Source organism: Roseateles sp. (genome assembly GCF_019237615.1).
In the GTDB taxonomy this organism is placed as follows: Bacteria; Pseudomonadota; Gammaproteobacteria; order Burkholderiales; family Burkholderiaceae_C; genus Pelomonas.
In genome coordinates this window covers 227,175-251,363 of sequence record NZ_JAFAGT010000085.1, presented here as the reverse complement: position 1 = coordinate 251,363, position 24,189 = coordinate 227,175, and the positions used below count along the sequence as shown (strand labels likewise).

The 24,189-nt window shown below is 68.3% G+C and carries 20 protein-coding genes; 6 read left to right on the top strand and 14 right to left on the bottom strand.

Annotated elements, in window-relative coordinates; all coding sequences use genetic code 11:
* From JOY88_RS17865 to JOY88_RS17855, 3 genes are read left to right on the top strand one after another with little or no spacing between them, the layout of a single operon-like run.
* Positions 1-1,200 (top strand): efflux RND transporter periplasmic adaptor subunit, encoded by a 1,200-nt coding sequence (locus JOY88_RS17865; protein ID WP_293503975.1) that lies wholly within the window; start codon positions 1-3, stop codon positions 1,198-1,200.
* Positions 1,197-2,426, top strand: a complete 1,230-nt coding sequence (locus tag JOY88_RS17860) for an ABC transporter permease (RefSeq protein ID WP_293503974.1) — start codon at positions 1,197-1,199, stop codon at positions 2,424-2,426. The genes JOY88_RS17865 and JOY88_RS17860 overlap by 4 nt, the downstream gene beginning before the upstream one ends.
* A gap of 10 nt (positions 2,427-2,436) precedes the next feature.
* On the top strand, positions 2,437-3,162 hold the full coding sequence (locus tag JOY88_RS17855) for an ABC transporter ATP-binding protein (protein WP_293503973.1): 726 nt from the start codon (positions 2,437-2,439) through the stop codon (positions 3,160-3,162).
* On the opposite strand, the gene JOY88_RS17850 is transcribed toward JOY88_RS17855, so the two are convergent.
* Positions 3,134-5,803, bottom strand: coding sequence for a bifunctional acetate--CoA ligase family protein/GNAT family N-acetyltransferase (locus JOY88_RS17850; RefSeq protein ID WP_293503972.1), 2,670 nt, complete (start codon positions 5,801-5,803; stop codon positions 3,134-3,136). The two genes, JOY88_RS17855 and JOY88_RS17850, sit on opposite strands and share 29 nt — an antisense overlap.
* A gap of 53 nt (positions 5,804-5,856) precedes the next feature.
* Positions 5,857-6,849, bottom strand: a complete 993-nt coding sequence (locus JOY88_RS17845; RefSeq protein ID WP_293503995.1) for a zinc-dependent alcohol dehydrogenase family protein — start codon at positions 6,847-6,849, stop codon at positions 5,857-5,859.
* Between the two features lie 154 nt (positions 6,850-7,003).
* Between JOY88_RS17845 and JOY88_RS17840 the strand changes: the two genes are divergently transcribed.
* Complete coding sequence (locus tag JOY88_RS17840) at positions 7,004-7,426, top strand: universal stress protein (RefSeq protein ID WP_293503971.1); 423 nt, start codon at positions 7,004-7,006, stop codon at positions 7,424-7,426.
* Between the two features lie 17 nt (positions 7,427-7,443).
* On the top strand, positions 7,444-7,893 hold the full coding sequence (locus tag JOY88_RS17835) for a universal stress protein (protein WP_293503970.1): 450 nt from the start codon (positions 7,444-7,446) through the stop codon (positions 7,891-7,893).
* Positions 7,894-7,915: 22 nt separating this feature from the next.
* On the opposite strand, the gene ftsH is transcribed toward JOY88_RS17835, so the two are convergent.
* On the bottom strand, positions 7,916-9,781 hold the full coding sequence (ftsH, locus tag JOY88_RS17830; RefSeq protein ID WP_367269818.1) for an ATP-dependent zinc metalloprotease FtsH: 1,866 nt from the start codon (positions 9,779-9,781) through the stop codon (positions 7,916-7,918).
* Positions 9,782-9,790: 9 nt separating this feature from the next.
* Positions 9,791-10,636 carry a universal stress protein gene (locus JOY88_RS17825; protein ID WP_293503969.1) on the bottom strand — a complete coding sequence of 282 codons (846 nt, stop codon included), beginning with the start codon at positions 10,634-10,636 and terminating at the stop codon, positions 9,791-9,793.
* A gap of 505 nt (positions 10,637-11,141) precedes the next feature.
* Between JOY88_RS17825 and JOY88_RS17820 the strand changes: the two genes are divergently transcribed.
* A complete protein-coding gene (locus tag JOY88_RS17820; RefSeq protein ID WP_293503968.1) occupies positions 11,142-11,669 on the top strand; it encodes a flavodoxin family protein in 528 nt (175 codons plus the stop codon).
* Between the two features lie 147 nt (positions 11,670-11,816).
* On the opposite strand, the gene JOY88_RS17815 is transcribed toward JOY88_RS17820, so the two are convergent.
* From JOY88_RS17815 to JOY88_RS17770, 10 genes are all read right to left on the bottom strand, one after another.
* Positions 11,817-13,070, bottom strand: coding sequence for a putative glycoside hydrolase (locus tag JOY88_RS17815; RefSeq protein WP_293503967.1), 1,254 nt, complete (start codon positions 13,068-13,070; stop codon positions 11,817-11,819).
* Positions 13,070-13,894: a polysaccharide deacetylase family protein gene (locus JOY88_RS17810; RefSeq protein WP_293503966.1), complete on the bottom strand. Its 825-nt coding sequence runs from the start codon at positions 13,892-13,894 to the stop codon at positions 13,070-13,072. Before JOY88_RS17810 ends, JOY88_RS17815 begins: the two co-directional genes overlap by 1 nt.
* Positions 13,891-15,186, bottom strand: coding sequence for a S1C family serine protease (locus tag JOY88_RS17805; RefSeq protein WP_293503965.1), 1,296 nt, complete (start codon positions 15,184-15,186; stop codon positions 13,891-13,893). Before JOY88_RS17805 ends, JOY88_RS17810 begins: the two co-directional genes overlap by 4 nt.
* 72 nt (positions 15,187-15,258) lie before the next feature.
* On the bottom strand, positions 15,259-16,092 hold the full coding sequence (locus JOY88_RS17800; RefSeq protein ID WP_293503964.1) for a universal stress protein: 834 nt from the start codon (positions 16,090-16,092) through the stop codon (positions 15,259-15,261).
* Between the two features lie 316 nt (positions 16,093-16,408).
* Positions 16,409-17,785 (bottom strand): MBL fold metallo-hydrolase RNA specificity domain-containing protein, encoded by a 1,377-nt coding sequence (locus tag JOY88_RS17795; protein WP_293503993.1) that lies wholly within the window; start codon positions 17,783-17,785, stop codon positions 16,409-16,411.
* Between the two features lie 14 nt (positions 17,786-17,799).
* Positions 17,800-17,976 carry a YgaP family membrane protein gene (locus JOY88_RS17790; protein ID WP_293503963.1) on the bottom strand — a complete coding sequence of 59 codons (177 nt, stop codon included), beginning with the start codon at positions 17,974-17,976 and terminating at the stop codon, positions 17,800-17,802.
* Between the two features lie 137 nt (positions 17,977-18,113).
* A complete protein-coding gene (locus JOY88_RS17785) occupies positions 18,114-18,389 on the bottom strand; it encodes a TraR/DksA family transcriptional regulator (RefSeq protein WP_293503962.1) in 276 nt (91 codons plus the stop codon).
* Positions 18,390-18,820: 431 nt separating this feature from the next.
* Positions 18,821-19,492 (bottom strand): c-type cytochrome, encoded by a 672-nt coding sequence (locus JOY88_RS17780; protein WP_293503961.1) that lies wholly within the window; start codon positions 19,490-19,492, stop codon positions 18,821-18,823.
* Positions 19,493-19,509: 17 nt separating this feature from the next.
* Positions 19,510-21,003 carry a cytochrome C gene (locus tag JOY88_RS17775; RefSeq protein ID WP_293503960.1) on the bottom strand — a complete coding sequence of 498 codons (1,494 nt, stop codon included), beginning with the start codon at positions 21,001-21,003 and terminating at the stop codon, positions 19,510-19,512.
* A gap of 940 nt (positions 21,004-21,943) precedes the next feature.
* Entirely contained in the window at positions 21,944-24,013 is a 2,070-nt protein-coding gene (locus JOY88_RS17770; RefSeq protein ID WP_293503959.1) for a [Fe-Fe] hydrogenase large subunit C-terminal domain-containing protein, read from the bottom strand.
* Between the last annotated feature and the right edge of the window lie 176 nt (positions 24,014-24,189).

The following is a 24,189-nucleotide window of genomic DNA, read 5'->3' as shown; positions in this document are numbered from 1 at the left end:
GTGCGGGTGGCTTACGTCAGTGCCGGCGTGGCGGTGGTCGTGGTCGCCGGCATGCTCACGGCAGCATGGCTGCTCGGCGTGCCGGTGCAGACGGTGGCGGTCGCGCCCCGTGACCTGGTGCGCACCGTGGTCGCCACCGGTCGGGTGGAGGCGCCTCATCGCGTGGATCTGGGATCGCAGATCGTCGGCACGGTGGTGCAAGTCCCCGTAGAAGAAGGTCAGGCGGTGAAGGCCGGCCAGCATCTCGTGGAACTCGATGACAGGGAGCTGCGTGCGGCGGCGCGCGAGGCCGACGTGGCCGTCTCGCAGGCTCAGGCACGATTGCGCCAGTTGCAGGAGGTGCAGCGACCCGTGGCCGGCCAGACGCTGAGGCAGGCAGAGGCCACACTGGACAATGCGCGTGCGCAGTTGCTCCGCCAGGAGGACCTGTTCCGGCAAGGGTTCGTGGGCCAGGCGGCGCTGGACGACGCGCGCAAGAGTGTTGAGCTGGCGGATGCCCAGGTCGGCGCGTCGCGAAGGCAGCTCGAAACCACCCTCTCGGGAGGCAGCGACGTTGCGGTCGCCGTCGCTGCGCTCGAACAGGCCCGCGCCAGTGCAGACGCGGCGCGGGCGCGCCTGCAGTATGCAACCGTGACGGCACCTGTCGATGGCCTGCTCATCAGTCGCGACGTGGAGCGAGGCGACGTCGTGCAGCCGGGCAAGACGCTGATGGTGCTCTCCCCCGCGGGGGAAACCCAGCTTGTCGTGCAGTTTGACGAGAAGAACCTGGGACTGCTCTCGCTCGGTCAGAAGGCCCTGGCGTCGGCCGATGCCTTCGCGGACCGGCGCTTCGGCGCCGAAGTCGTCTACATCAATCCCGGCATCGACGTGCAGCGTGGGTCGGTCGAGGTGAAGCTGCGCGTGCCTTCGCCGCCCGGCTACCTCCGTCAGGACATGACGGTGTCAGTCGACGTCGAAGTGGCTCGACGCGATCATGTGCTGGCGGTGCCGGCGGACCTGCTGCACGATGCCGAGACGGTTTCGCCGTGGGTGTTGAAGGTGAAGGACGGCCATGCCCGGCGCCAGCCCGTCAAGCTGGGCCTGCACGGCACGGGCTTCGTTGAGGTGATCGAAGGCCTCCAGGCCGGGGACCAGCTCGTGCCCGGCAGCGCGCAGCTGGAGGACGGCGCGCGCATCCGGTTGGCTGGCGCGTCGCCATGAGGAGCTGGGAGCCTTTCGAGTGGATCGTTGCCGCGCGCTTTCTGCGCGAGGGCCGTTGGCAGACCGTGTTCATCATTGGCGGCGTCGCCGTCGGCGTTGCGGTCATCGTCTTCATGTCGGCGCTGCTGACGGGCTTGCAGGCGAACTTCATCCGGCGGGTGCTGACGGCCCAGGCCCACATCCAGCTTCTGCCGCCGCAGGAGAAGGTCAGGGCGCTGCGCGGTGGCCTGCCGGGCGTCGTGGAGGATGCCATGCAGCAGGCACCGCTGCAGCGGCTCAAATCAATCGACCAGTGGCCGGCTGTCGCTGCGCAGATCCGCGCGCTGCCCGAGGTGCTCACCGTGTCGCCCTCGGCGACGGGATCCGCGCTGGTAATCCGGGGAGAGGCCAGCCGGGCCATCTCGGTGGTGGGTATCGATCCGGCGCTGTACTTCCGCATCGTCGCGCTGCCGGACAAGATCGTCCGGGGCGGGACGCGGTTGAGCGCCAACGACATCCTGATCGGCACCGACTTGGCGAGCGACCTGGGCCTGGGTGTGGGTGACAAGCTGCGCGTGACCGCCGCTTCCGGCGCGGATGCGGTGTTCACCGTCAGCGGCATCTTCGATCTGGGCAGCAAAGGGGCCAATCAGCGCACGACCTATATGGCGCTGCACACGGCCCAGAGTCTGCTCGGCCTGCAGGGCGGGGTGTCGAGCCTGGATGTGACGGTGGCCGACATCTATGGCGCCGAAGACGTGGCTCAGCGCATCACGGCGCTAACGGGCGTGGAGGCGGACAGCTGGATCAAGACCAATGCGCAGTTCTTCAGTGCCGTGCAGGCGCAGATCACGGCCAACACGGCGATACGCTTCTTTGTCGGCCTGTCGGTCGCGTTCGGCATCGCGAGCGTGCTGTTCGTGTCGGTCGTGCAGAAGTCCCGTGAGATCGGGATCTTGCGGGCTATGGGCGTGACGCGCGGCAGGATCCTGCGCTTGTTCCTGCTCCAGGGTGGCCTGCTGGGCCTGTCTGGCTCCGCCGTCGGTTCGGCGATCGGTGCCGCAGCGCTGTTGCTGTGGCGCCAGCTGGCACGGGGGCCGGATGGCCTGCCGCTGGTGCCGGTTACGCTGGATGCGCTGCTTTTCGTCGCGGCGCTGCTGCTGGCCAGCGCTACAGGGGTTCTGGCAGCGGTGGCGCCGGCGTTGCGCGCCGCGCGTCTCGACCCGGTGGTGGCGATCCGTGGCTGACGCTACGCAGGTGGAGGTCGTCGTGCGCCTGGAACAGGTGCGCAAGGCCTTCAACGTCGGGCAGCCAGCCGAAATCGAGGTGCTGCACGGCATCGACCTGGAACTCGGCAGCGGCGAGTTCTGCGCGGTGATGGGGCCATCGGGCTCCGGCAAAAGCACGCTGCTGAACATCGTGGGCCTGCTCGACCGGCCGACCTCAGGTCTACTGTCCATCGGAGGGCAGGAAACGACCCGCCTTGACGACGCTGCGTTGACGCGGCTGCGTGGCCGCAGCATCGGCTTTGTCTTCCAGTATCACCATCTCATCGGTGCGTTCACGGCGCTCGAGAACGTCATGATGCCGATGCTGGGAGATGCGGGTTTTCCGAGCAGGGCGATGGGTGAGCGGGCTCGGGAGCTGCTGGACAGCGTCGGCCTGTCCCATCGCTGCGACAACCTCGCCCTGAACCTGAGCGGCGGCGAGCAGCAGCGCGTGGCCGTGGCGAGAGCGCTTGCCATGCGGCCCGCGGTGTTGCTGGCCGACGAGCCCACCGGCAACCTGGACAACAGGTCTGCCGACGTCGTCTTCGAACTGCTGCGGCGCGTTAACCGTACCCAGAAGACCGCCGTGCTGTTCGTGACTCACAACCCTGCGCTGGCGCAGCGTTGTGACCGGACGATCGAAGTCGTCGATGGCGCGATAGTCGGCTCCGCGTGCAGTCCGGCGCCTATGCCGGCCGCTTTACCTCCCGGCTGACGACGAGCATCTCCGCCGGCTGGTCGGAATCGGCGTGGCTCTCGAAGCCTAGCGACCTGGCCAGCGTCAGCATGGCCCGGTTTTCGCGCAGCACATAGCCGAACATGCGCTGCGTGCCCCGGGCGGCCGCATAGTCGAGAAGGGCCTGCATCAGCAGTCGCCCGAGGCCCTGGCCCTTGCGCTCGCTCCTTACCATCACCGCGAACTCGGCCTCCACGTTGTCGGGGTCGCGAACAAGGCGGGCTACGCCCAGCGTGCGCGGCCCGCCGGCGGCGTGCGGGTCGATGACGATGAACGCCATCTCGCGCTCGTAGTCGATCTGCGTCATCCGGGCGAGATCATCGTGCGAGAGCGGGCGCGCCACTTCGAAGAAGCGCATGCGAATGTCCTCAGGGTCGGCCGATTCCAGGAATTCGCGATGCTGCGCCTCGTCCTCCGGCCGGATGGGGCGCATGAAGACGAGGTTTCCCTGCCAGTGCAGCGTACGCTCGAGTTCGACGGGATACGGCCTGATCGCAAACCGGCCGATGCCCGAGGGGAGGGTGGCAGACAGACGTACGCGCGCGTCCAGCGCCAGCACGCCATTGTCGTCGGCCCACATCGGATTGATGTCCAGCTCGGCGAGTTCAGGCAATTCCGCCAGCATGCGCGCCACCGCGATCAGCGCATCGCACACGGCACCGAGCCGCGCGGGTGGTTGGCCCCGGTAGCCAGCCAGCAGGCGCGCCACCCGCGTGCGCTCGATCAGCTCTTGCGCCAGGACGCGGTTCAACGGCGGCAGGGCGACGGCGCGGTCGCCGAGCACCTCTACGGCCGTGCCGCCTTGGCCGAACAGCACCACGGGCCCGAAGATGGGGTCGACATGCGCGCCGACGATGAGTTCTTGCGCGTTCGGGCGCTGTGCCATGGCCTGGACGCTGAAGCCTTCGATGCGAGCCTCTGGGCGCGACGCATGGAGGTGGGCGAGCATGTCTCGGGCAGCGGCGCGCACTGCGTCCTCGCCGGCGAGGTTCAGCCGCACGCCCCCGGCGTCGGACTTGTGCAGGATGTCCGGCGAGATGGCCTTGAGCGCCAGCGTCCCTCCGATCTGGCGGGCCGCGTCCGCTGCTGCATCGGGAGTGGGTGCGGTTCGGCGGGTCTCGACGACGGGGATGCCGAAGGCGGCCAGCAACTGCTTCGCGGTCACCTCGTCGAGCCATTCATTGCCCGCAGCGAGGGCGGCGCCGACGATGCGGCGGGCGCGAGGCAGGTCCGGTTCCGCGTTCGCGCTGGCCGAGGGCGCCTCGCGCAACGTGGCCTGGTTACGCCGATAGGTTTGCATCAGCGCGAACGCCCGCACGGCCTCCTCCGGTGTTTCGTAGTCGGCGATGCCGGCTTCTTCGAACAGGCGCCGGGCCGCTGAGAGCGTCTCGCCGCCCATCCAGCAGCTCATGACACGCCCTCGGCGGCTCGCGATCAGGGGCGCGCAAGCTTCGGCGATGTCATGACTGCAGACGATGGCAGTCGGCGCGTGGACGAACAGCAGGGCGCCCGCCTCCGGCGCCTCGAACAGCGCTTTCAGCGTGTCCACGTAGCGTTGGGCCGGTGCGTCGCCGATGATGTCGATGGGGTTGGCGTGCGACCAGTTCGCCGGAAGGACCGTGTTGAGCGAGCGCATCAGCGCTTCTCCCGGCCGCGCCAGCTTCACGCCGAGACTGGAGGCGGCGTCGGCCGCCATGACGCCGGCGCCTCCGCCATTGGTCATGACCATCAGCTCGGCGCTGCGGTTGTCGCGGAACCGGGCCAGCGTCTGGGCCGCGATGAAGAGTTCCTTCAGCGTGTCCACCCTCAGCATGCCGGCGCGGCGGATGGCGGCGTCGAAGACGATGTCCTCGCCGGCGAGCGCGCCGGTGTGCGAGGCGGCGGCCCTCATGCCGGCCAGGCTGCGGCCAGCCTTCACGACGATGACCGGCTTGATGCGGGCCGCCAGGCGGGCAGCCGACATGAACTTGCGCGTCGAAGTGATGGACTCGATGTAGAGCAGGATCGCACGGGTCTGGCGGTCCGTGGCCAGGTAGTCCAACAGGTCGCCGAAGTCGACGTCCAAGTGTTCACCCAGGGAGATCAGGTGAGAGAAACCGATGCGCTCCGTGTTCGCCCAGTCGAGCAGCGCCGTCAGCAGGGCGCCGGACTGGGAGACCAGGGCGAGGTCTCCGGGCAGGGCATTCGCCTGGGTGAAGCTCGCGTTCAGCCCGAGCTGCGGTCGCAGCAGGCCGATGCAGTTGGGGCCCAGCAGCCGCAGGACGTGAGGCCTGGCCGCATCCAACGCCGCCTGCTTCTGCTGCGGCGTGAGCCCGGCGGTGACGATGATGGCGGCACGGGTGCCGCGCTCGCCGAGTTCGGCGATCAGCGGCGCTATGGTGTCCGGCGGCGTGCACAACACGGCCAGATCCGGCACGAAGGGCAGGCTGCTCACGTCGGCATAGCAGCGCACGCCGTCCAGCGCCCGCAGCCGGGGATTGACTGGCGCGATTGATCCGTTGAACCCGGCCGCCGCCAGGTTTTTCCAAACGGTGGTGCCGACGCGGGCGGGCCTATCTGACGCGCCAAAGACGGCGACGGACCGGGGCATCAGCAGTTTGTCGAGGTGACGTTGCGTCATGGCTGTCATCGTCGGCAACACCGGCGGTCCGGACCTTGCGCGGCGTCAATCCATCAGGGAATGAGCACGGCGGCACCCATGACCCGGCCCTGGCGCAGGTCGGCCACCGCGAGGTTGGCATCCCGCAGGGGATAGCGGGTCGTGCGGGCGCGCAGGCGAAGTGTGTCGGCGGTGCGCAGGAACTCGCGGCCGTCGCGCCGGGCAAGGTTGGCTACGGACGACAAGCGCCTTTCCTCCCACAGCAGCCGGTACGGAAACGACGGGATGTCGCTCATGTGGATACCGCCGCAGACCACCACGCCACCCTTGCGTACCGCACCGAGCGCCTGCGGCACCAGCTCGCCCGCCGGCGCGAACAGGATGGCACCGTCCAGGCGCTGGGGCGGCATCTCGTCGCAGCCGCCGGCCCAGGCCACACCGAGAGATAGGGCGAAGGCCTGGCCATCCGCATCGCCGGGGCGGGTGAACGCATAAACGGAGCGTCCCTGGGCCGTCGCGACCTGGGCGAGCAGGTGGGCCGCGGCCCCGAAGCCGTACAGGCCCAACACGCGGGTTTCCTTGCCTACAGCCCGGAGTGCCCGCCAGCCGATCAGGCCCGCGCACAGCAGCGGAGCAGTGTGCTCGGGATCCTCCGCCTGGAAGTCGCTCAGCGGCAGGCAGAACGCCGCGTCGGCCAGCGTGTGGGTGGCGAATCCGCCGTCACGCGTGCAGCCTGTGAATTCGGGCTCGTCGCAGAGGTTCTCCTGCTTGCCGAGACAGAAGCTGCAGCTGCCGCAGCTCCTGCCCAGCCAGGTGAGGCCGACGGTCTGACCCAGGCGCAGTCCTGCTACCTGCGCCCCCAGCGCCTCGACAACACCCACGATCTCGTGCCCTGGCACGATGGGGTAGCGGGCCTGCGGGAGCTCGCCGTCCATCACGTGGAGGTCCGTGCGGCAGACCGCGCAGGCGAGGACGCGCAGCAGCACCTCACCCGCGGCGGGGGCCGGCAGGAACTGTTCCTGCAGTTGCAGGGAAGCTCCCGGACGCTGCAGGACCATGGCATGCATCTTGGACATCGGCGACGCCGCAGAGCGCGGAAGTGGGCCGGCACAGGGGATTCTGGCGAGGTCTCGGGGGCAGGGATTGATCCATCGCAAGCTGTCTCGACGCCAGTGCGCGCAGCATCGGCTCATCGTCCCAGGCGGGCGAAAGGAGCGCTCGATGAAGATCGTTCTCGCGGTCGATGGCAGTGCCTACACCAAGCGCATGTTGAGCTACATCGCTGCTCACGACGAACTGGTCGGCAAGGACAACGAATTCGTCGCATTGAACGTGACGGAAGAGATCCCGCCCCATGCGGTCCAGGTCCTGCCGCGCGGGCTGCTGCAGTCGTACTACGCAGACGAGCGCGAGAAGGTGTTCCGCCCGGTGCGGGCGTTCGCGCAGATGCAGGGCTGGCGGCTGCGCGAGCGGCACGCCGTGGGTCATCCGGGTGACAGGCTGGCGGCGATCGTCGACGCGGAAGAGCCGGACCTGCTGGTGATGGGCTCGCAGGGCGCTGGCGCGCTCGCCAGCGCGCTACTGGGATCGGTGTCCTACCGGTTGCTTGCGCGCACCAAGGTCCCGGTGCTGCTGATCCGCTGACGCGTGAGGTGCGAGACATGGAGAACGTTTTCAAGCATGTGCTGGTGGCCACCGACGGCTCGCTGCTGGCCGACAAGGCGATCCAGCTGGCTCTGCGGCTGGGCGGTGGGGCGCGCGTGACGGCGTTGCTCGTGATGCATGACTACGGGTTGTCCGACTACCTGCAGGCCGTGGTGAGCTCCCGGCCGGATGCGACGGAACTGCGCGAGGAGATCCTGGCCGAGGGGCGGCGCCTGCTGGACGAGGCTGTCGTCCGTGCCGTGCAGGGTGACACGCGTGTCGAGCGGCGCGTGGTCATCAGCGGAAAGTCACCCCGCCACGAGATTGTCGCGACCGCGCAGCGCGAGAACTGCGATCTCATCGTCATGTCCTCGCATGGCCTGGGCGGCAAGATGGCGCACCTGCTCGGCAGCCAGTCGCAGGGGGTGCTGTCGATGGCCACCGTGCCGGTGATGATCGTTCGCTGACGCGGCGGCATCCGCTGTCTGTTCAGGATGCGGCCGCAGGCACAGGCGGTTGCGCCGGGGGCGGCTCGGCAGCAAGAAATGCTTTCAGCTGCGCCTCGTCCAGTGTCTCCTGTGCCATCAGCGCCTTCACGCCGCGCTCGAGCGCGCCGCGTCGCTGCGACAGCAGGGCCGTCGCGCGGGCCTGTGCCTCCTCGAGCAGGGCATGGACGGCCTCGTCGACGCGCTGGGTCGTGCGAGCGCCCGCTGGCGGCTGGCCCGGGGACGGACTCTCGGGCGTCGGTAGGAAGACAGCATGCGCTCCCGCCAGCGACATTGGCCCAAGCCGGTCGTCCATGCCAAAGCGCAGCACCATGTCCCGCGCCAGGTCGGTGGCCTTGGCCAGGTCGTCGGCGGCGCCTGTGGACGGTTCGCCAAAGGCCATGATCTCGGCGGCGCGGCCGCCCAGTAGCACGGCCAGCTTGTCGGTGAGCTCGGACTTGCGCATCAGGTGCCGGTCATCGCTCGGGCGCTGCAGGGTGTAGCCCAGCGCCGCCATGCCGCGCGGCACGATGGACACTTTGTGCACGGGGTCGGTGGAGGGCAGCATCAGCGCGACGAAGGCGTGGCCCAGCTCGTGCGTGGCGACCCATTCCCGTTCCCGCACGGTGACCAATCGACTCTTCTTCTCGATGCCGGCCACGAGGCGCTCGATGGCGACCGTGAAGTCGGCGAGTTCCACGGCGTCGGCGCCGCGGCGCGTGGCTGTGAGCGCGGCTTCGTTGACCACGTTGGCCAGGTCGGCGCCGGCCAGCCCGACCGTGATCGCGGCAACCTGCTCCAGGTCGGTGCCCGCCGCCATGCGGATCTTGCGCGCGTGGACCTTCAAGATGGCCAGGCGGCCGGTCCGGTCCGGCCGGTCCACCAGGACCTGGCGGTCGAAGCGTCCGGAGCGCAGCAGGGCGGGGTCCAGGATCTCGGGACGATTCGTCGCGGCCAGCAGTACGACGCCGACGCTGGGGTCGAAGCCATCCAGTTCGACGAGCAGTTGGTTCAGCGTCTGCTCGCGCTCCTCGTGGCCGCCGGCGATCGGCATGACGCTGCGCACCTTGCCGAGAGCGTCGAGCTCGTCGATGAAGATGATGGCCGGTGCGTTCGCTCGCGCCTGCTCGAACAGGTCGCGTACGCGCGCCGCGCCAACGCCGACGAAGAGCTCGATGAACTCCGAGCCACTGATGGTGAGGAAGGCCACGCCTGCCTCGCCGGCCACGGCGCGCGCCAGCAGGGTCTTGCCGGTGCCGGTGGGGCCGACCAGCAGTACGCCCTTGGGCACGCGAGCGCCAAGACGGCCATGCCGCTCAGGGTCCTTCAGGAATTCCACCAGCTCCCGCAGTTCCGCCTTGGCCTCGTCCACGCCGGCCACGTCTTCGAAGCGTACGCCGGTGTTGCGCTCCACGTTGTACAGCCGCGCCTTGCTCTGGCCGACGCCCATCAGCCCGGCACCGCCGCTCAGGCCGCCGGCGCGTCGTGCCATCACGCTCCAGAACACCATCAGCACGAGAAAGGGTGCGATCCACGATAGCAGGTCGCGCAACAGCGTCGACTCGTGCACCTGCTGGTAGTTCACGCCGAACTTCGACAGGCGTTCGGCCAGGCCCGGATCGACCAGTTCCGCCGCAATCTGACGGTGACCCTGGGCATCCGGGATCTTCAGCTCGCCGACAACGCGCCCGTCGCTGATGGTGACCTGCGACACCTCGCCATCGCGCAGTTTGTCCTCGAAGGCGCTGTAGGACAGTACCTCGATGCCCTGACTGGTCTGCCAGGCAGCGCGGGAGACCCAGGCCAGCCACAGCAACATCATGATGCCGACCAGCAGCCAGGTCGGCGGGCGCTGCAGCCTGAGCGGCATGGTCGACGGTCAGTGCGACAACAGAACCGGGACGGGCGAGCTGTGCAGCAGTGTGCGTGTCACACCGCCCAGCACGACCTCGCGGAACCGCGAATGGCCATAGCCACCGGCGACGATGAGGTCGGCGCCCATGTTTGCGGCGTGCGACAGCAGGGCCTCACCCGCGGCGACGTCGGTGGCGACATACCTGACGTCCACCTTGACGCCATGGCGGGCCAGCCACAGCCCGATGTCGGCGCCTGGCACGTCGCCGTGCTCCAGATCCACGTCCTCGGGCGTCTCGAAGACGACGACCTCGACGCTTGCAGCCTTGCACAGGAAGGGCATGGCGTCCTGCATCGCCCGAGCCGCCTCCCGGCTGGCGTTCCAGCCCACCAGAACTCGGGTGGCGGGCGCGACCGTCCATTCGCCCGCGTAGGGCAGGGCCAGCAGCGGCCGGCCGGACTGCAACAGCACGTCCTGGGCGAGGTGGGGTGTGCGCAGCACGTAGTCATCGTCGGGGTCCGTCTGGGTCATGACGGTCAGGTCGCAGTAGCGCGCCGCCCGTGGCATCGTGTCGGCTGGGTAGCCCAGCTCGATGTGCTCCTCGTGCGACAGCACGCCCAACCGCTCGACCTGCTGGTGGAAATCCTCGGCGCAGCCCTGCGCAAGTTCCCTCAGCTCCCGCATGGCGGCCGCTTGGTAGGCCCCCAGCCCGAGCGAGCCATCGACATCGGCCGCTGCGATCACCCATCCGGTGGATGCGAGGCCGACGAGGTGGGCATCGTGCTGAATGGCCAGCGCAGCGGCTGCGGCGACCCGGGCGCGCGTGTGCTTCCCATTGTCGAGGTTGACGAGGATGGTTCGGATCGCCATGTCGTTTCTCCTTGCGTGGCTGTTCCCGCTAGCGCCCTTCAGATCTCTTCTACGTCATGCCGCAGCGCATCCGGCCCCATGCGAGCCCAGACCTCCCAGGCCATTTGCAGCGGCCCGTTGCCGAAGTGCGCACAGCCCTGTGGAACGCTGGCGTAGCGGGCGGCTGCGGCCCGCGGGTCAAAGTGGGCGGCGCCAGGTTCGAGAGGCAGTTCTCGGCGGCTCTCCACCACGCGGCCTGGCTGTAGAGCGTCGATGCCGCGGCCCAAGGCCATAGTGGTGAGGCGAGATCGACCTTGGGCGCAACGGGCTGGTGCGGGTAAGGATGTGGGTTGACGCGGTCGGACATATGAGACCTGCTCAATCTGAAGCCACTCTAGGCAGGCCGCGTCCGGGCCGTTTGCGCTGGATCAAGACACCGGGGCTTGTCCGTCGCTTCGGTCCGGCATCGAAGCAGGGCTTGCGCTAGGTCAATCCGCCATCGGCCCCAGCACCTAGGCTGGATTGCATGAGCAAGATCCTCGTCGTCACGTATTCGATGACTGGTACTGGCGCCCGCCTGACGGAGTTGCTGTGCCGTTCGCGCAACTGGACCAGCGTGCAAATCCAGGAGCGGCATCCGCGCAAGGCATGGGTCACGCTGCGCTGCGCCGTCGAGTCGCTGCTGCGGCTCAAGCCTCCCATCGTCTACAACGGCCCAGACCCGGTCCAGTTCGACCTGGTGGTGCTGGTGGCGCCCATCTGGGTGTACCGTCTGGCGAGCCCGATGCGCAGCTTCGTCGCAAGCTTCCGGGACAGCATTCGTCGGGTGGCCGTCGTCGCGGTGATGGGCGGCAAGGGTGGCCAGAACGCCGCGGCGGAGGTCGGCGACATCCTGGAACGGGCGCCTGTCATGAGCACGACCTTCACGGCGCGTGAGGTCGATGACGGAAGTTATGCGCCGCGGCTGTTGGCGCTCGCCGCAGCACTCGAGGCGTCCGTGGATATGCCGGGCGAGATCCGTCCGTTCGTGCTGTCGCCGGAGTCGTCGGGCTGAGCGGTCGGATTGAAGGTGCGGGCGCCGTGAGGCCGTTGCTGTGGTCGCTGTTGGCTGTGGGTTGCGGGGCCCTGCTGTGGCTCGCCTTCCGTCTCTTCATTGCGTTCGTCACCCGGGATTGATCCTCGCTCCCTGCTCGGCGGCCGGTCAGGGCCTTGCAGGCTGCTCCCGGTCCAGGCCACCCTCCTGGTAGCGGTTGCCAGCGTTCCAGAGCATCCAGCCGTCCGTGCCGAGCGACTCAGCGGCCTCGATCTGCAGCCGGATCTCGCGCTCGCCGAACATGCGGCGATCGAAGGCATAGTCGCGGAACGCCTGCAGCCAGGGCCGCAGCCGGGTCGCGGGCAGACCGGTTCGCTCCAGTGCACGCTGCAGGCTGCGATAGACGATCTCGTAGGGGGCCGCCACCGGGTCGCGGTAGCCTGGGATGCCGAACGTGAAGCCCGACGGGTAAAGCATGGGCGACAGATAGTCTACGTGGGCGATGATGGATTCGAGACGCTGGCCGATGTGCGTGTCGTCGCGGTTCCAGGTCACGTAGCCGAAGACGTCGGCGGCGATGAAGACGTTATGACGGGCGAGCCTGTGCCGCGCCGCGTCGAGGAACGCACCGATCGCGACGATGCGCCGGTCCTCGGTGTCCGGTTCGGCAAAGGCGAGCCCCGTGGCGTCGGGAAAGCGCAGGTAGTCGAACTGAATCTCGTCGAACCCCAGCGCCGCGGCCTCGTCGGCCAGGGCCAGGTTGTGCTCCCATGCCTCGCGCCGGAAGGGGTCGATCCAGGCCAGGCCCTCGCGATCCTTCCAGACGTTGCCGCGGGCGTCGTGGACGGCCCAGGCGGGATGAGCCTCGGCATAGGGATCGTCCTTGAACGTGACGATGCGGGCGATCAGGTACAGGCCCTGGGCCCGCAGGCTCTCCATCAGGGCCGGCATGTCGCGCACGGTAACGACGGATTGGGCCACGCCCGCCGCGGCCAGCGCGGCGCTGGGGTAGGGCACGATGCCGCGGTCCCCCTTCACGTCGATCACGAGCGCGTTGAGCTCGGTCTCGGCGACGAGCCTGAGCGCGTCGCCGCGCAGTTTGGCGCTGCCGATGCCGTAGGCAGAGAGGTACAGGGCCTTGGGGCGCAGCGGCTGCAGTGTGATGACCAGTGGCGCTGGGCCGGCCGCGCCGCGGAACCGGGCATAGCCGGGCGCCCGTGCGTCGATGCGGGTTCCGTCGGCCGCTGCGGGGATGGCGAGCCGGCCCTGGTCGTCGCTGCGGAATTCATCGGGCCAGACGACCACGGTGGCGTTGGCGACGGGATGCCCCGACAGAGCGTCCCGAACGACGACGTCCAGGCCTTGCGCCATCTGCGCTGCAAGGCCGAGCACCAGCGACGCTCCGATCCTGGCCGCAGTCATCACGACACCGCCTTGCCGTTGAACGCCGCTTCGAGCCGGGCGCCGAGTTGCCTCGCATCGACGCTGTCGACAATCAGGTGGCGTGGCACGTCGAACAAGGGGCCATCGGCCATGGCGGAACGGTTGCCCAGCGAGAAGGCGGCCACGTAGCCGGCCTCCCGGGCCTGCTGGGCCAGGCCTTCGTCGCTGAGGCCGAAGGGCCAGGCCAGCAGCGTGACCGGGCGGCCCAGCCGTTCGAGAAGCGTCTCGCGGGAGCGTACGAGCTGGTCCGCGGCGAAGCGCTGAAAGGCGGCCGCCGGCATGTGCGCGCGGTCGCGCACCAGGTTGGGATGCCAGAAGGTATGGGACTGCACGGCGAAGAGCGGGTCGACGGCCAGTTCGCGCAGCTGTGCCCAGGTCATGGCGTAGCCGGCGTTGGAGATCGCGGACGGGTAGACGAACAGCGTGGCCGGCCAGCCGCGGTCCCGCAGCATCGGCGCCATCACCTCGAATTGGGTTCGATGCCCGTCGTCGGCGGTCAGCACGACGGTGCGAGACGGCAGCGCGGCGCGCTCGCCGAGTGCCCAGGCAAGCCGCCAGGCCACCCATTCGGACAAGGGAACCACCTGGCATTGCAGCCGCTGCAGCAGGTCCAGGTGCGACCGGAAGTTCTCGATGCGCACAGTCATGCTGTCCTGCGCCTGCGCGGCGAAGCGGTGATAGACGAGGATGGGCACCCTGGGTGCAGCCGCCGCGCCGAATCCGACGGCCGGCGCGCAGGCCAGGCCCAGCGCCAGCACGCGGCGGCCGAAGTCGACGCGCGGTGATCTCCGGAGCTGCGTCATGTGCCTTTCCCCCATGGCTCGACGCCACCGGCCGCCGAATGCCGTGCGCCGCTCATCCGCCGGCCTGCCGCGGCGCCCAGGACGACCGACGGGGCGACAACTCCCAAGGTGCAGGCGACCTCATCGCTCGCTGGGGCGCCGAAGTGCAGCAGGCCCCTGGCGGCCGGCACGAGGACTGCGGCGGCCGGCGCCGCGGTCGCGGCCCAACTGACACCCCAGAAAGGGCGCGCGCCTGGAGCCGACTGCGCCCGCAGCCCGTCGCCGGCGGTCATGTTGGCGGCAACGAGGAACAGGTTGCCAGTCGTGAGGCCGATCATCGCCAGCGCGCGTGCCACGTCGGCTTCGCGGCCAGCCTGCAGCGCCGCGGCGTAGATGCCCAGCACGGCCGTCAGCAACAGCCTTCCCTGAGCCATCCCGCGCCGCAGCATGGGCCAGCCCACGATGTCGCCGGCGTGCAGCGGCAGTTGCTCGCCCAGGCTGCCGTGGGGTACAGGCAGGGTGACGGCGCCACTGATGTCCTGCCGGCCACTGGACCGGGCCATCAGCGGCGTGATGTCGTCGAACTGCATGCCCAGGCGCGGGCGGGGCGGCGTGTGGTTGTCGCGGCGCAGCTCGCTGATCACCTGCAGCAGGATGTCGATCGGGATGGCCAGGCTCGCGCCTGGCGTACCGACCGGGCCGACGATGGCGCGCGCATTCATGCCGATGGTCGCGCCCGCGGCATCGAGCAGGGGGCCGCCGGCGTTGCCTGGATTCAGGGCGACGGCGCTCTGGATGAACATCAGCTCTGCCTCGTCGCTGAAGTGCCTGTCCTTGCCACTGACGACGCCGACCGCCACGGAGTGCTCGAGTCCGAAAGGCTGGCCGACGGCCATCACCCGGTCGCCGGCCCGGGTGCTGCCGGGCTTGGCGATGCTTGGCCGGGCCCGCGAGGGCGTGGCGATGCGCAAAAGCGCGATGTCAGTGTTCTCGTCCACGCCCTCCAAGTCGGCAGCGACCACCCGCTTGTCTGGCAGCGCGACCAGGATCTGCCGGACCTCGCCCATCAGATGGGCAACGGCCGCGATGGCACCCTTGTCGTCCAGGAAGAAGCCCGACCCGATGCGGGGTTCTTCCTCGCCGGACATGAAGATGCCGACATGCCAGGGCGCGCCGCGCTGGAAGCCCGTAGCGAGGCGGGATGGCCGGGGCTTGACAGGCGCTCGGACCGCGGGTGCCGCCGCGTCGGTTGCAGACGTCAGCGCGGTCAGGACGCTGGCGAAGAGCAGGGCGCAGCGAGGGGGTGTCGTCATGCAGGTCACCGCACTGCTTCGTGGCCGAACTTCCGTTGATGGCCGTCAAGGCCCTGCATCCGACAGGCGACTTCAGTGCGACATCAGCACCGGCACCGTCATCGTCTGCAGCAGCGACCGGGACACGCCGCCGAACAGCCGCTCGGCCCAACGCGCGTGGCCGTAGGCGCCCATGACAATCAAGTCCGAGCCCAGGTCCGATGCCGAGTTCAGCAACGCGTCACCGACGGCCAGCGTTGTCGCCTCGTCGTGCGGCTCGGCCTCGACGCCCTGAAACGCCAGCCATTGCCGCAGACAGTCCAGTCGTTCCAGTGTTCGGTTGTCGTTGGCCGGAGCACGCCAGTGAATCAGGGCCACGCTCTCTGCGCGGCGCAGCAGCGGCAGCGCATCGGTCATCGCCCGGACCGACTCGCGGCTGCCGTCCCAGGTCACCATCGCGCGGCGCATGCGCAGCGGCTCGCGCTGGTTGTACGGAACGAGCAGGGCCGGCCGGGCACAGGACATCAGCACCTGCTCCAGGTCGGCGAGGTGTTGGCGATAGTTCGGCAGCGACGGGTCGGGCTGGCTCATCACGAGCAGGTCGGCGCATTGGGCGTGCGCTGGCACGGACTCCGGCGCGGGCCGCTTGTCGGCCAGCGCCTCGAACGACCGGAGCCCAGCGGCATTGCAGCGGTCGTGGAAATGGTGGGCGAGGTCGCGGGCCCGCGCGATCATGGCCGCGCTCGCGCGCGCCGCGTAGTCGTCCATGGCGGCTGCGACCTGCAGGGCCTGCAGGTCGACGGCCACCGCGGGCGCCAGGCCGATGAGGTGGGATTCGAAGGCCCTCGCCAGCGCGATGGCGGTGTCGATACGCGGCGCGTTGGCAGGGGTCGCATCGAGGGCGACGAGCATGCTGCGATAGGTCATGGCTTGCACTCCTGGCGTGTTGGCGGGCGGGTCGGGCGAAGGTCGGCTCGGTGCGTCCCTTGATGCGGCTCACAGGTAGAGGCTTGCCCAGGTCCCGGCGTGCCGACGATGGAGCGGCACAGGGCTCTGGCGTTCGGTGCCATGCCGAAGACGGTCGACACGAAATCGCCCGGCGGCGGCCCCGCGCTCGCGCAGCACGCCGGGCGACTGGGCCAGGGACTCGCGCGTCTTGGCGGATAGCCGGCCCGGAAGGGTGTCGGGAATGGGCACCTCTTCGAAACTGAGCGGCTATCGGCAGGCACGGACGCCTGCGGCTTCAAGGTCGACACGGCAACTCCTCGGGAATGACGGTGTCGAGGTACTCGGGTACGGACGCTGGCCAGCCGAAGCGCTCCTCGATCGCCTGCCGCAACGAATCGGCAGCCTGCGGTTCGCCGTGCGTGACGTAAACATGGCGTGGCGCACGGTGGAGCGTGGCCAGCCAGCCGAGCAACTGGGCGCGGTCGGCATGGGACGACATGCCCTCGATGGCGGCGACCGCGGCCCTCACCTGCACCCACTGGCCGTGGATGCGGACGCGGTCGGCACCTCCGAGCAGGGTCGCGCCGCGCGTGCCCGTGGCCTGGTGGCCTACGAAGAGGATGGTGTTGCGCGCATCGGGCGCCAGCGCTTCCAGGTGGTGCAGGACGCGGCCCCCGGTGGCCATGCCACTGGCGGCGACGATGACGCTGGGATAGCCTGGACGGTTCAGCGCGCGAGACTCGGTCTCCGTGCGCACGTAGCGCACCTTCTCCGCGAGATCCCACCGGTCCGCGTCCGTCAGCCGGTGCTCGTCGATGTGCGAATGCACCAGCCGTGTGGCCTGGGAGGCCATGGGGCTGTTGAGGTAGAGAGGCAGGTCAGGGATCCTTCCCTCCGCCTTGAGTCGCAGGAGGGCGTGCAGGATGGCCTGCGCACGTCCCACGGCAAATGCCGGGATCAGTGTGGTGCCACCGCGTGCTGCCGTGCGCGAGACGACGTCGCAGAGCTGGTCGGCGCTGGGCGCAGCGGGGTGCAGGCGGTCACCGTAAGTGGACTCGATGACGATCACGTCGCCGTCCGGCGCAGCGGCTGGCGGCAGCATGACGGGATCGTCCGTGCGGCCGAGGTCGCCCGAGAAGGTGATGGATCCGGCGTCCGTCGCGAGATGCACCGACGCTGCGCCGACGATGTGTCCGGCGTGGCTGAAGCTGACCAGCAGACCCGGCACGGGCTCGAAGGCCTTGCCGAACTCCCGGGGCCTGACCTGCGCCAGGCTTTGCAGTGCCTGGGCCTCTGTGTAGAGGGGCAGTGCCGGCGAATGCTTGCTGAAGCCGTGGCGGTTCGCGTAGCGTGCATCCTCCTCCTGCAGGCGGCCGGAGTCCGGCAGCAGGATGGCCAGCAGCTCCGCCGTGCCGGGCGAGGCGTAGATCGGTCCGCGGAAACCCTCGGCAGTCAGCCGGGGCAGGTAGCCGCTGTGATCGATGTGGGCATGCGTGAGGAGCACGGCATCGATGGACACTGCGGGCACCGGCGGCGGCGCCCAGTTGCGCAGGCGCAGCTGCTTCAGGCCCTGGAACAGCCCGCAGTCGACGAGCAGGCGACGCCCACGGAACTCGACGAGGTAGCGGGATCCCGTCACCGTGCCGGTCGCGCCGAGGAACTGCAACCGCAGTCCGTTCAAGGCACTCACGAGCGCCGTCCGAAGATGCGGTAGATGGGGCAATACCCGGCAACGCCCGTCGCCAGAGGTATGAGCCCGACATACCCGATGGGGCTGATGAATCCCAGCGCTGCGGCGCCTACCAATGCGATACCGATGAGAACCCGCAGCACCCGGTCGATTGCGCCGACGTTCATCGCCATGACCATCTCCAGCTCTCCGGGGGAAAGGACGCCCGGGCAGGTGCAGGTTAGGCAGGCGAACGGCGGCGCGCTTTGCGCGGAATCAATAAGTGCCGCCCTGACAGGGACCGTGGCGAACGAGCGCCGGCGCGGCCTGCTCAGATACCGAGCCGCTGGCGGACCTCTTGCGCCGACTGGCAGGCCGCGCAACGGGTCGCCGCGGGATTGGCGCCGAGCCGGGCCAGCGGGATCGCCTCGCCGCAGTCAACGCAGTTGCCATACGAGCCGCCGGCCAAGCGCTCCAGTGCGGCCTCCACCTCCACGAGCTCCGCGAGTTCGAGGGCCCGCTGCGTCTCCTCGATCTGCGTCGCCTCGTTATGCTCGGCCTCGTCCTTCTGATCGGTCACCTCGCGCTCGAAGTTGGCGTCAGTCAAGGGGCGCTCGAGCCGCTGGCGCAGGTCATCCCGACGCGCGACCAGCACGGCCCGAGCCCTGTCCAGGTCAAGCGCTTCTCGCGCCGCCGAGCTGCAAGGCGTGGCGGGGATTGTCGTTCGGGTGCTTCTTGATGGCGTATGCATGGAACTTCGTGTCCTCCGTGGCAACGCTAAGGGCATCGGGGATCGCGCTGGTTGATCAAACGCAAGGTTGCCTGCAGCGGCACCCTAAACACCAAGTCGTCGCGCAATCTCCGCCCGATCCTGCGCGAACTGGACATGCGGCACTGCTGGCAGCGGCATCACCTGATTGAGGTCCTGGGGGCGGGGGCTTCGAGACATCCCGCGTCAACGCATGCGCCGAGCTGCTCGACATCAGGAACTGGCAGGTTGCCGCGTGACTCCAGGGTGTGCAAGCGTGACGCCGGAGCTCAGCGGTTCGGCATGGCTTGGGCGTAGGCGGCGACGTTGGCAATGTCCTCGCGACCGAGTTGATGCGCCACGGTCTTCATCACCGCTCCAGTCGGGATGGTCTGCGCATCCGAGCGCTCGTCGGTTCGCTGGAACACGGTCAGTTGCTTGACCAGGTAGTCGCCGTGCTGGCCGGCCAGGCGCGGGAACATGCCGTTGCCCTGGCCCTTGTCGCCATGACAGCCGGCGCAGGCCGGGATGTTTTTGGCCGGAAGGCCCTGCTCGAAGATGTGCTGGCCGGCGGCGATGCGCTCGGCCTTGCCTTCCACACGCTGGCGCTGCGGCGTGGACCGAGAGAAATAGGCCGCCAAACCGTCGATCTGCGCATCCGTCAGCGCATGGCTCAGGCCCCACATGTACTCGAAGCCGGCCGGGTCTCGGCGTTGGCGCGCGCGGAAATTCTTGAGCTGGCTGACCAGATAGACATCCGTCTGCGCGGCCAGGTTCGGGAAATTCGGCGACACCGCCGTGCCGCCGAGGCCGTGGCACATCGAGCACACCTGCTGAGCGAGCACGGCGCCGGACACGGCCGGATTGGCGACATCGCGCGAGCGTTCGGGGTTGGCGCAGCCGGCCACCAGCGCAAGCACGGCCCAGGACGCCCGCGAAATCGTGAGTCTGGTGCATGTCATGGTCTTCTCCCGCGGCTTCAGTACGCCACCCACATGTAGAGGAACAGCGAGTTGTTGTCCTTGGCATTGCGGCCGAAGCCGTCGTAGTTGCTGGCGGCGCCGTTGTAGCGGGAGTAGCCCGTGTACTGGGCGCCGATGCGGATGTACTGCACTGGCATCCAGAAGGCCTCCAGCGTCCAGCCGCGAGTGCCGGGGTTGCCGGACAGGTTGCCGTTCACAGGCAAGGAGAGCTGCGTCGCGTTGGGGTCGGTGGCAGTGATGGTCAGCGTCGCGGGATCAAAGCCCGAACTCTGGTTGGCCGTGTTGGTCGTGCCCGTCAGGCTGAACAGGCTGAAGCTGCCACCGTAACGCGCCTGGTAGACGTAGCTGAGCTTGGCGCGCAGCAAGCGGGTGCTGTCCGCGGCGTTGGTGTTGGCCAGCGCATTGCCGGCCGGGTCTACGAATCCGACCGGCTGACCGCTCTGCGCGGCCGGATAGCTGTGCCGCCTGCCGGCATACACGAGTTGGGCCGTCAGTGCGTGTGGGTCCAGCAGGTACTGGTATTGCGCATCCAGGTTCCAGTCACGATAGCGGTCTATCGTCGTGGGGTCGCCTGGGTCTTGGTAGATGCGCGCCAGCATGCCGCCCGTTCCCAGCATCAGGCTGTGTGCCCCCCATTCATGGTTCCAGGCCAGGCGCCAGTAGGGGTTGAGCCCGCGCAGCGTGGTGCGCGGCGCTACGCCTCGCGTCACGAAGGACAGCGGCCCCCGCGCCGTGCCGTAGGCTCCCACCTCACCGTACCACGTGCGGTTCAGGAAGCCGTAGGCGGTCAGCCCGGCGATGTTGCCGCCTGAGGCATAGCCTGGATAGGGCGTCGTGCCGTCGATGAACTGGTAGCTGGTGGGGCTTGGCACCGGTACGTACTGCATCCAGGCCGGCGCCGTATTCCACGGGTCTGACACCGAGGGGTTGTTGTTGAGGCTTAGGCCGACGATGAGGTCGCGCTCCCCGCTGATGAAGCGGTCGGCCCAGCGGATGTCCATGTTGTCGGCATTCGTGTGGCCCGAGAAGGAGCCGTCGGCGTTGCTCACCGCGTAGGGGTCGTAGGTGATCTGCACGAAGGCGCCGACGTTGTCGGTGATCTTGCCGCCGACGAACAGGCTGGCCGTGGCGAGGATCAAGTCCCTGTCCTTCTGGAAGTCCGATCCCGGGCTCAGGCTCTTGCTGGTGTTGGCCACAGTCGCCGCGGATACCACCGCCATCGCCGACAGCGGCACCGCCGTGCGCTGGCCCAGCGTGTAGCCAGTCAGCTTGAACAGGCGGCCATAGGGTGTCAACTCGGGGAACTGGCCGCCCGCATGACAGGCCACGCAGTTCTGGCCGGTCTGGCGGTTGAACAGCGGGACCGCCCGCGCCGGCCCGGCGGCCAGCGCAAGCAAGGCGAGCGTTAGAGCCATGATCCAGGCGCCCCGCGGCCGGATCATGCGGCGCCTGCCGCCGGGGATATCGGTCAACTCGGTCGGATGGTCCATCGCGAACTCCCGTCGGGTGCTCCTGAATCATTCTCTCGACCTGGGCGTGCAGCGATTTGATCTGCATCAAGAATGGCGACGGAGGTCGCCGAGGGTGTCCTCGAAGCTGTGCGTGGGCCCTAGAGTCCGCGCGGCAGAATCGGATAGTTCCTGATGCGGAGCAGTTCGGCGCCTACGTTGATGGTCATGGCTGGAAACAGCCGCCCTCACAGACCCGATCCGATGGCGTTGTCGCCGCCCACATTGCAAGACTTGCTGCCGTCAGGCCACCTGGCCTGCTTCATTCGCGGATCCACGGCCGCAGCGGGATCATTGCGTACACCGTGTCGGCAGCGGACCGGATAGCGACATTCCACCGGTGGGTCAGGGAGGGCAGGTTATGGGTAGCCAAACGGAACGTCGCGGGAGTCTGGCGTCTTCGATGCGCATGATCTGGCGCAATCGCTTGTGCATGGGATTCGGCCACGTGCTTGGCGTGGCCGTTGCGGGAGAAAGGCGACCGGGATCCTCACGGCTCATGATGCTGTAGTGTTCTCCTCGACGACGCTTGGGGTCAAGATCTGCTCGATCGCATGGCTAAGCACCTCTTCCGTGGCCGGGTGTATGCATCTTCACGTCAGGTTCCTGCCGGATCTCACGTCAATCCGTCAAACGTCAAGGCAGCGTGCGTCTTCTGCGGCCGGGCGCAGCCACCTCATGCGTGAGACCGGCGAGTGCTGCTGACGAAGCTCAATGCGGCATATTCATCGTCGGATCGGTCCCGGCTTGGCTCAACGCCAACTCGTACGCCCGCAGCCAAGCTGTGAGGCGGTGGTCGCACTTGTTGTCGCTGGAGTGCCGACGTGCCGGGAATGCTTGCAGACGCACTGCGCCAAATCTGGCGCCAGGCTCAGGGTCTCCAGGCGGACCCGCACGGGACCGGCGTCGCGGATGGCCGGCTTTACAGGACGTGCCGGACCAGTCGCCCGATCAATGCCGTGGGCGTACCGTCGACGCAAGCCGTCCCCAGTTCGAGCTCGAAACGGCATCGTGCCCCCTCGGGCGTCACGACGGTGAGATCGTCGGCTGATGCCGCGACCTCCATGCGGTGGCGCAGGTATTCCGGCCCCAGCCTGCGGGGCGGAAGGTGTTTGATCAACCGCTGCACATCCGCAGCGCCATGGGCATTGCCGAGCGACGAGCTCGTGATCCACACGCCATCAGGATGGAACAGCCTCGCGGCGGCTGCTTCATCCCGCCGGTCGACGGCGTCGAGGAAGCGCATCAGCAGCGAACGCTTGGAGCCGCGCGCGGCATAGCTCGTGTGCAACATTGCCTTGGCCGTGGACGAGTTGGCCTCCCCGAGCTCTTCGGAATAGAGAGCCTGCACGGACAGGTTCTCGTGCGAGCGACGCCGGGGGGCGCGGCTGTCGATGCCGTAGATCGCTTGGGCGCGCGTCTGCAGGATGCACGGGTCCAGCGACTTGGGCTCGCCACCGCCGCCCAGGCAACCGCCCGTACAAGCCATCACCTCGATGGCGACGTATTCGGCGCGCCAGTCGTCGGACTGCAGCAGGCGCTGGGCGACGGCGATGCCATTGCAGACGGCGACTCGTCCGATCCCAGGAATGTCTGCCGTCTTGATGCCCTCATCGACACCCCGGAGCCGATGCCACTCCAGTGGGAGTGCACTGTCTCCGCGGACAACGAAGGAGGCTGTGCGCACAAGCGCTTCCATGACTCCGCCAGAGGCGCCGAAGATCTGCCCCGCGCCGGTACTTTCGCCCAAGGGATCGTCGAAACATCCGTCATCGTTGAGCGCGCCAAATGCGATGCCGCGCGATCGGATCATCCTTGCCAGTTCGCGAGTCGTCAGGACATGGTCGACGTCGTCGCACAGGCCGGGCCGTAGCGCCTCGTCCTTTTTGGCCGTGCAGGGCATCACGCTGACGACGAATGGTTCGGCCCTGGCGTCGGCGAAGTTTCCTGCAAGCTTGCGCGCAAAGGGACCGCGCTTCGTCAATGCGCCAAGGACTTGTTGCGGCGAGCGGGTCTCGCTGAGATGCGCCAGCAGGTCCGGCCGGTTGATCTCGATCCAGTTCACCCAGGCTGGGCAGCAGGAGGTGAACAGCGGCAGCCTGCGGCGGTCCGCGATGCGTCCCAGCAGTTCCGCGCTTTCCTCCATGATCGTCATGTCGGCTCCAAAATTGGCGTCGAACACATGATTGAAGCCCAGGTGCCGCAGCGCGTTGATCAGCCTTCCCGTGCTGACGGTGCCGGGCTTGAGGCCGAACTCCTCGCTGATGGCGACCCGCGTCGCGGGCGCGACCATGACGGCGGACAGCCGCTTTCGGGAGTCCAGCACCTTGAGCACCTCGTGCCAAGCGGGCGCTTCGACCAGGGCACCCACCGGGCATACCAGGGTGCACTGTCCACATGAGATGCAGCGCGTAGCCGCCAGAGGCTGGTCGAAAACCGTCACGGGTAAGCGCTCGCTGGCGCGCCCGGCGAATCCAATTACATGTTGCTGCTGCCTCGCATCGCCGCATGCCTGCGCGCACAGGCCGCACTCGATGCATTTCGACAGCTCGCGCCAGATGCTCGCAGAGGTGTGGTCCATCTTGACGTGCTCTCCAGTGGTTGGCGAAGCGATCGGCAGGTGGGACCAGCGGTCGGCCCATTGGTGCTCGAAAACCAGGGACTGCAGCCGGCACGATCCGTTCACCTCGCAGCGCATGCAGTTGTTCGGATGCCTTGCGAGCAGCCATTCGGCGTCGGCCTGCCGGAAGGCTCGAATGACATGGCTCTCCGTCTCGACTACCGCCCCTTCCTTCGCGGCCGTGGCGCAGGCAGGCAGCAGGCGGTCCACTCCCTGGACTTCGACGACGCACATGCGGCAGACCGCAAGCGGCGGCATGCGAGGGTGGTGGCACAGGGTGGGTATGAGGATGCCGGCCTTTTGTGCCGCCAGGAGCAGGGTGGCGCCATCGTCCACCTCCACCTGCGTGCCGTTGATTGTCAAGGTGATCATCGGCGCCCCTCGTTCAGTCGGTCCTGTTGTTTGGCGCGCCCTAGCTGCCAAGCCGGCTGGATCCCCGTCCGGCGGGAACGCCGGCACGGCGCTCCGGTGCTTGGCCGGCAGATGGCCCGACAGGGGCTCAATTTCTGATCAAACTGAGCGTCGGCTCGTCATGGACGATGGGCGGG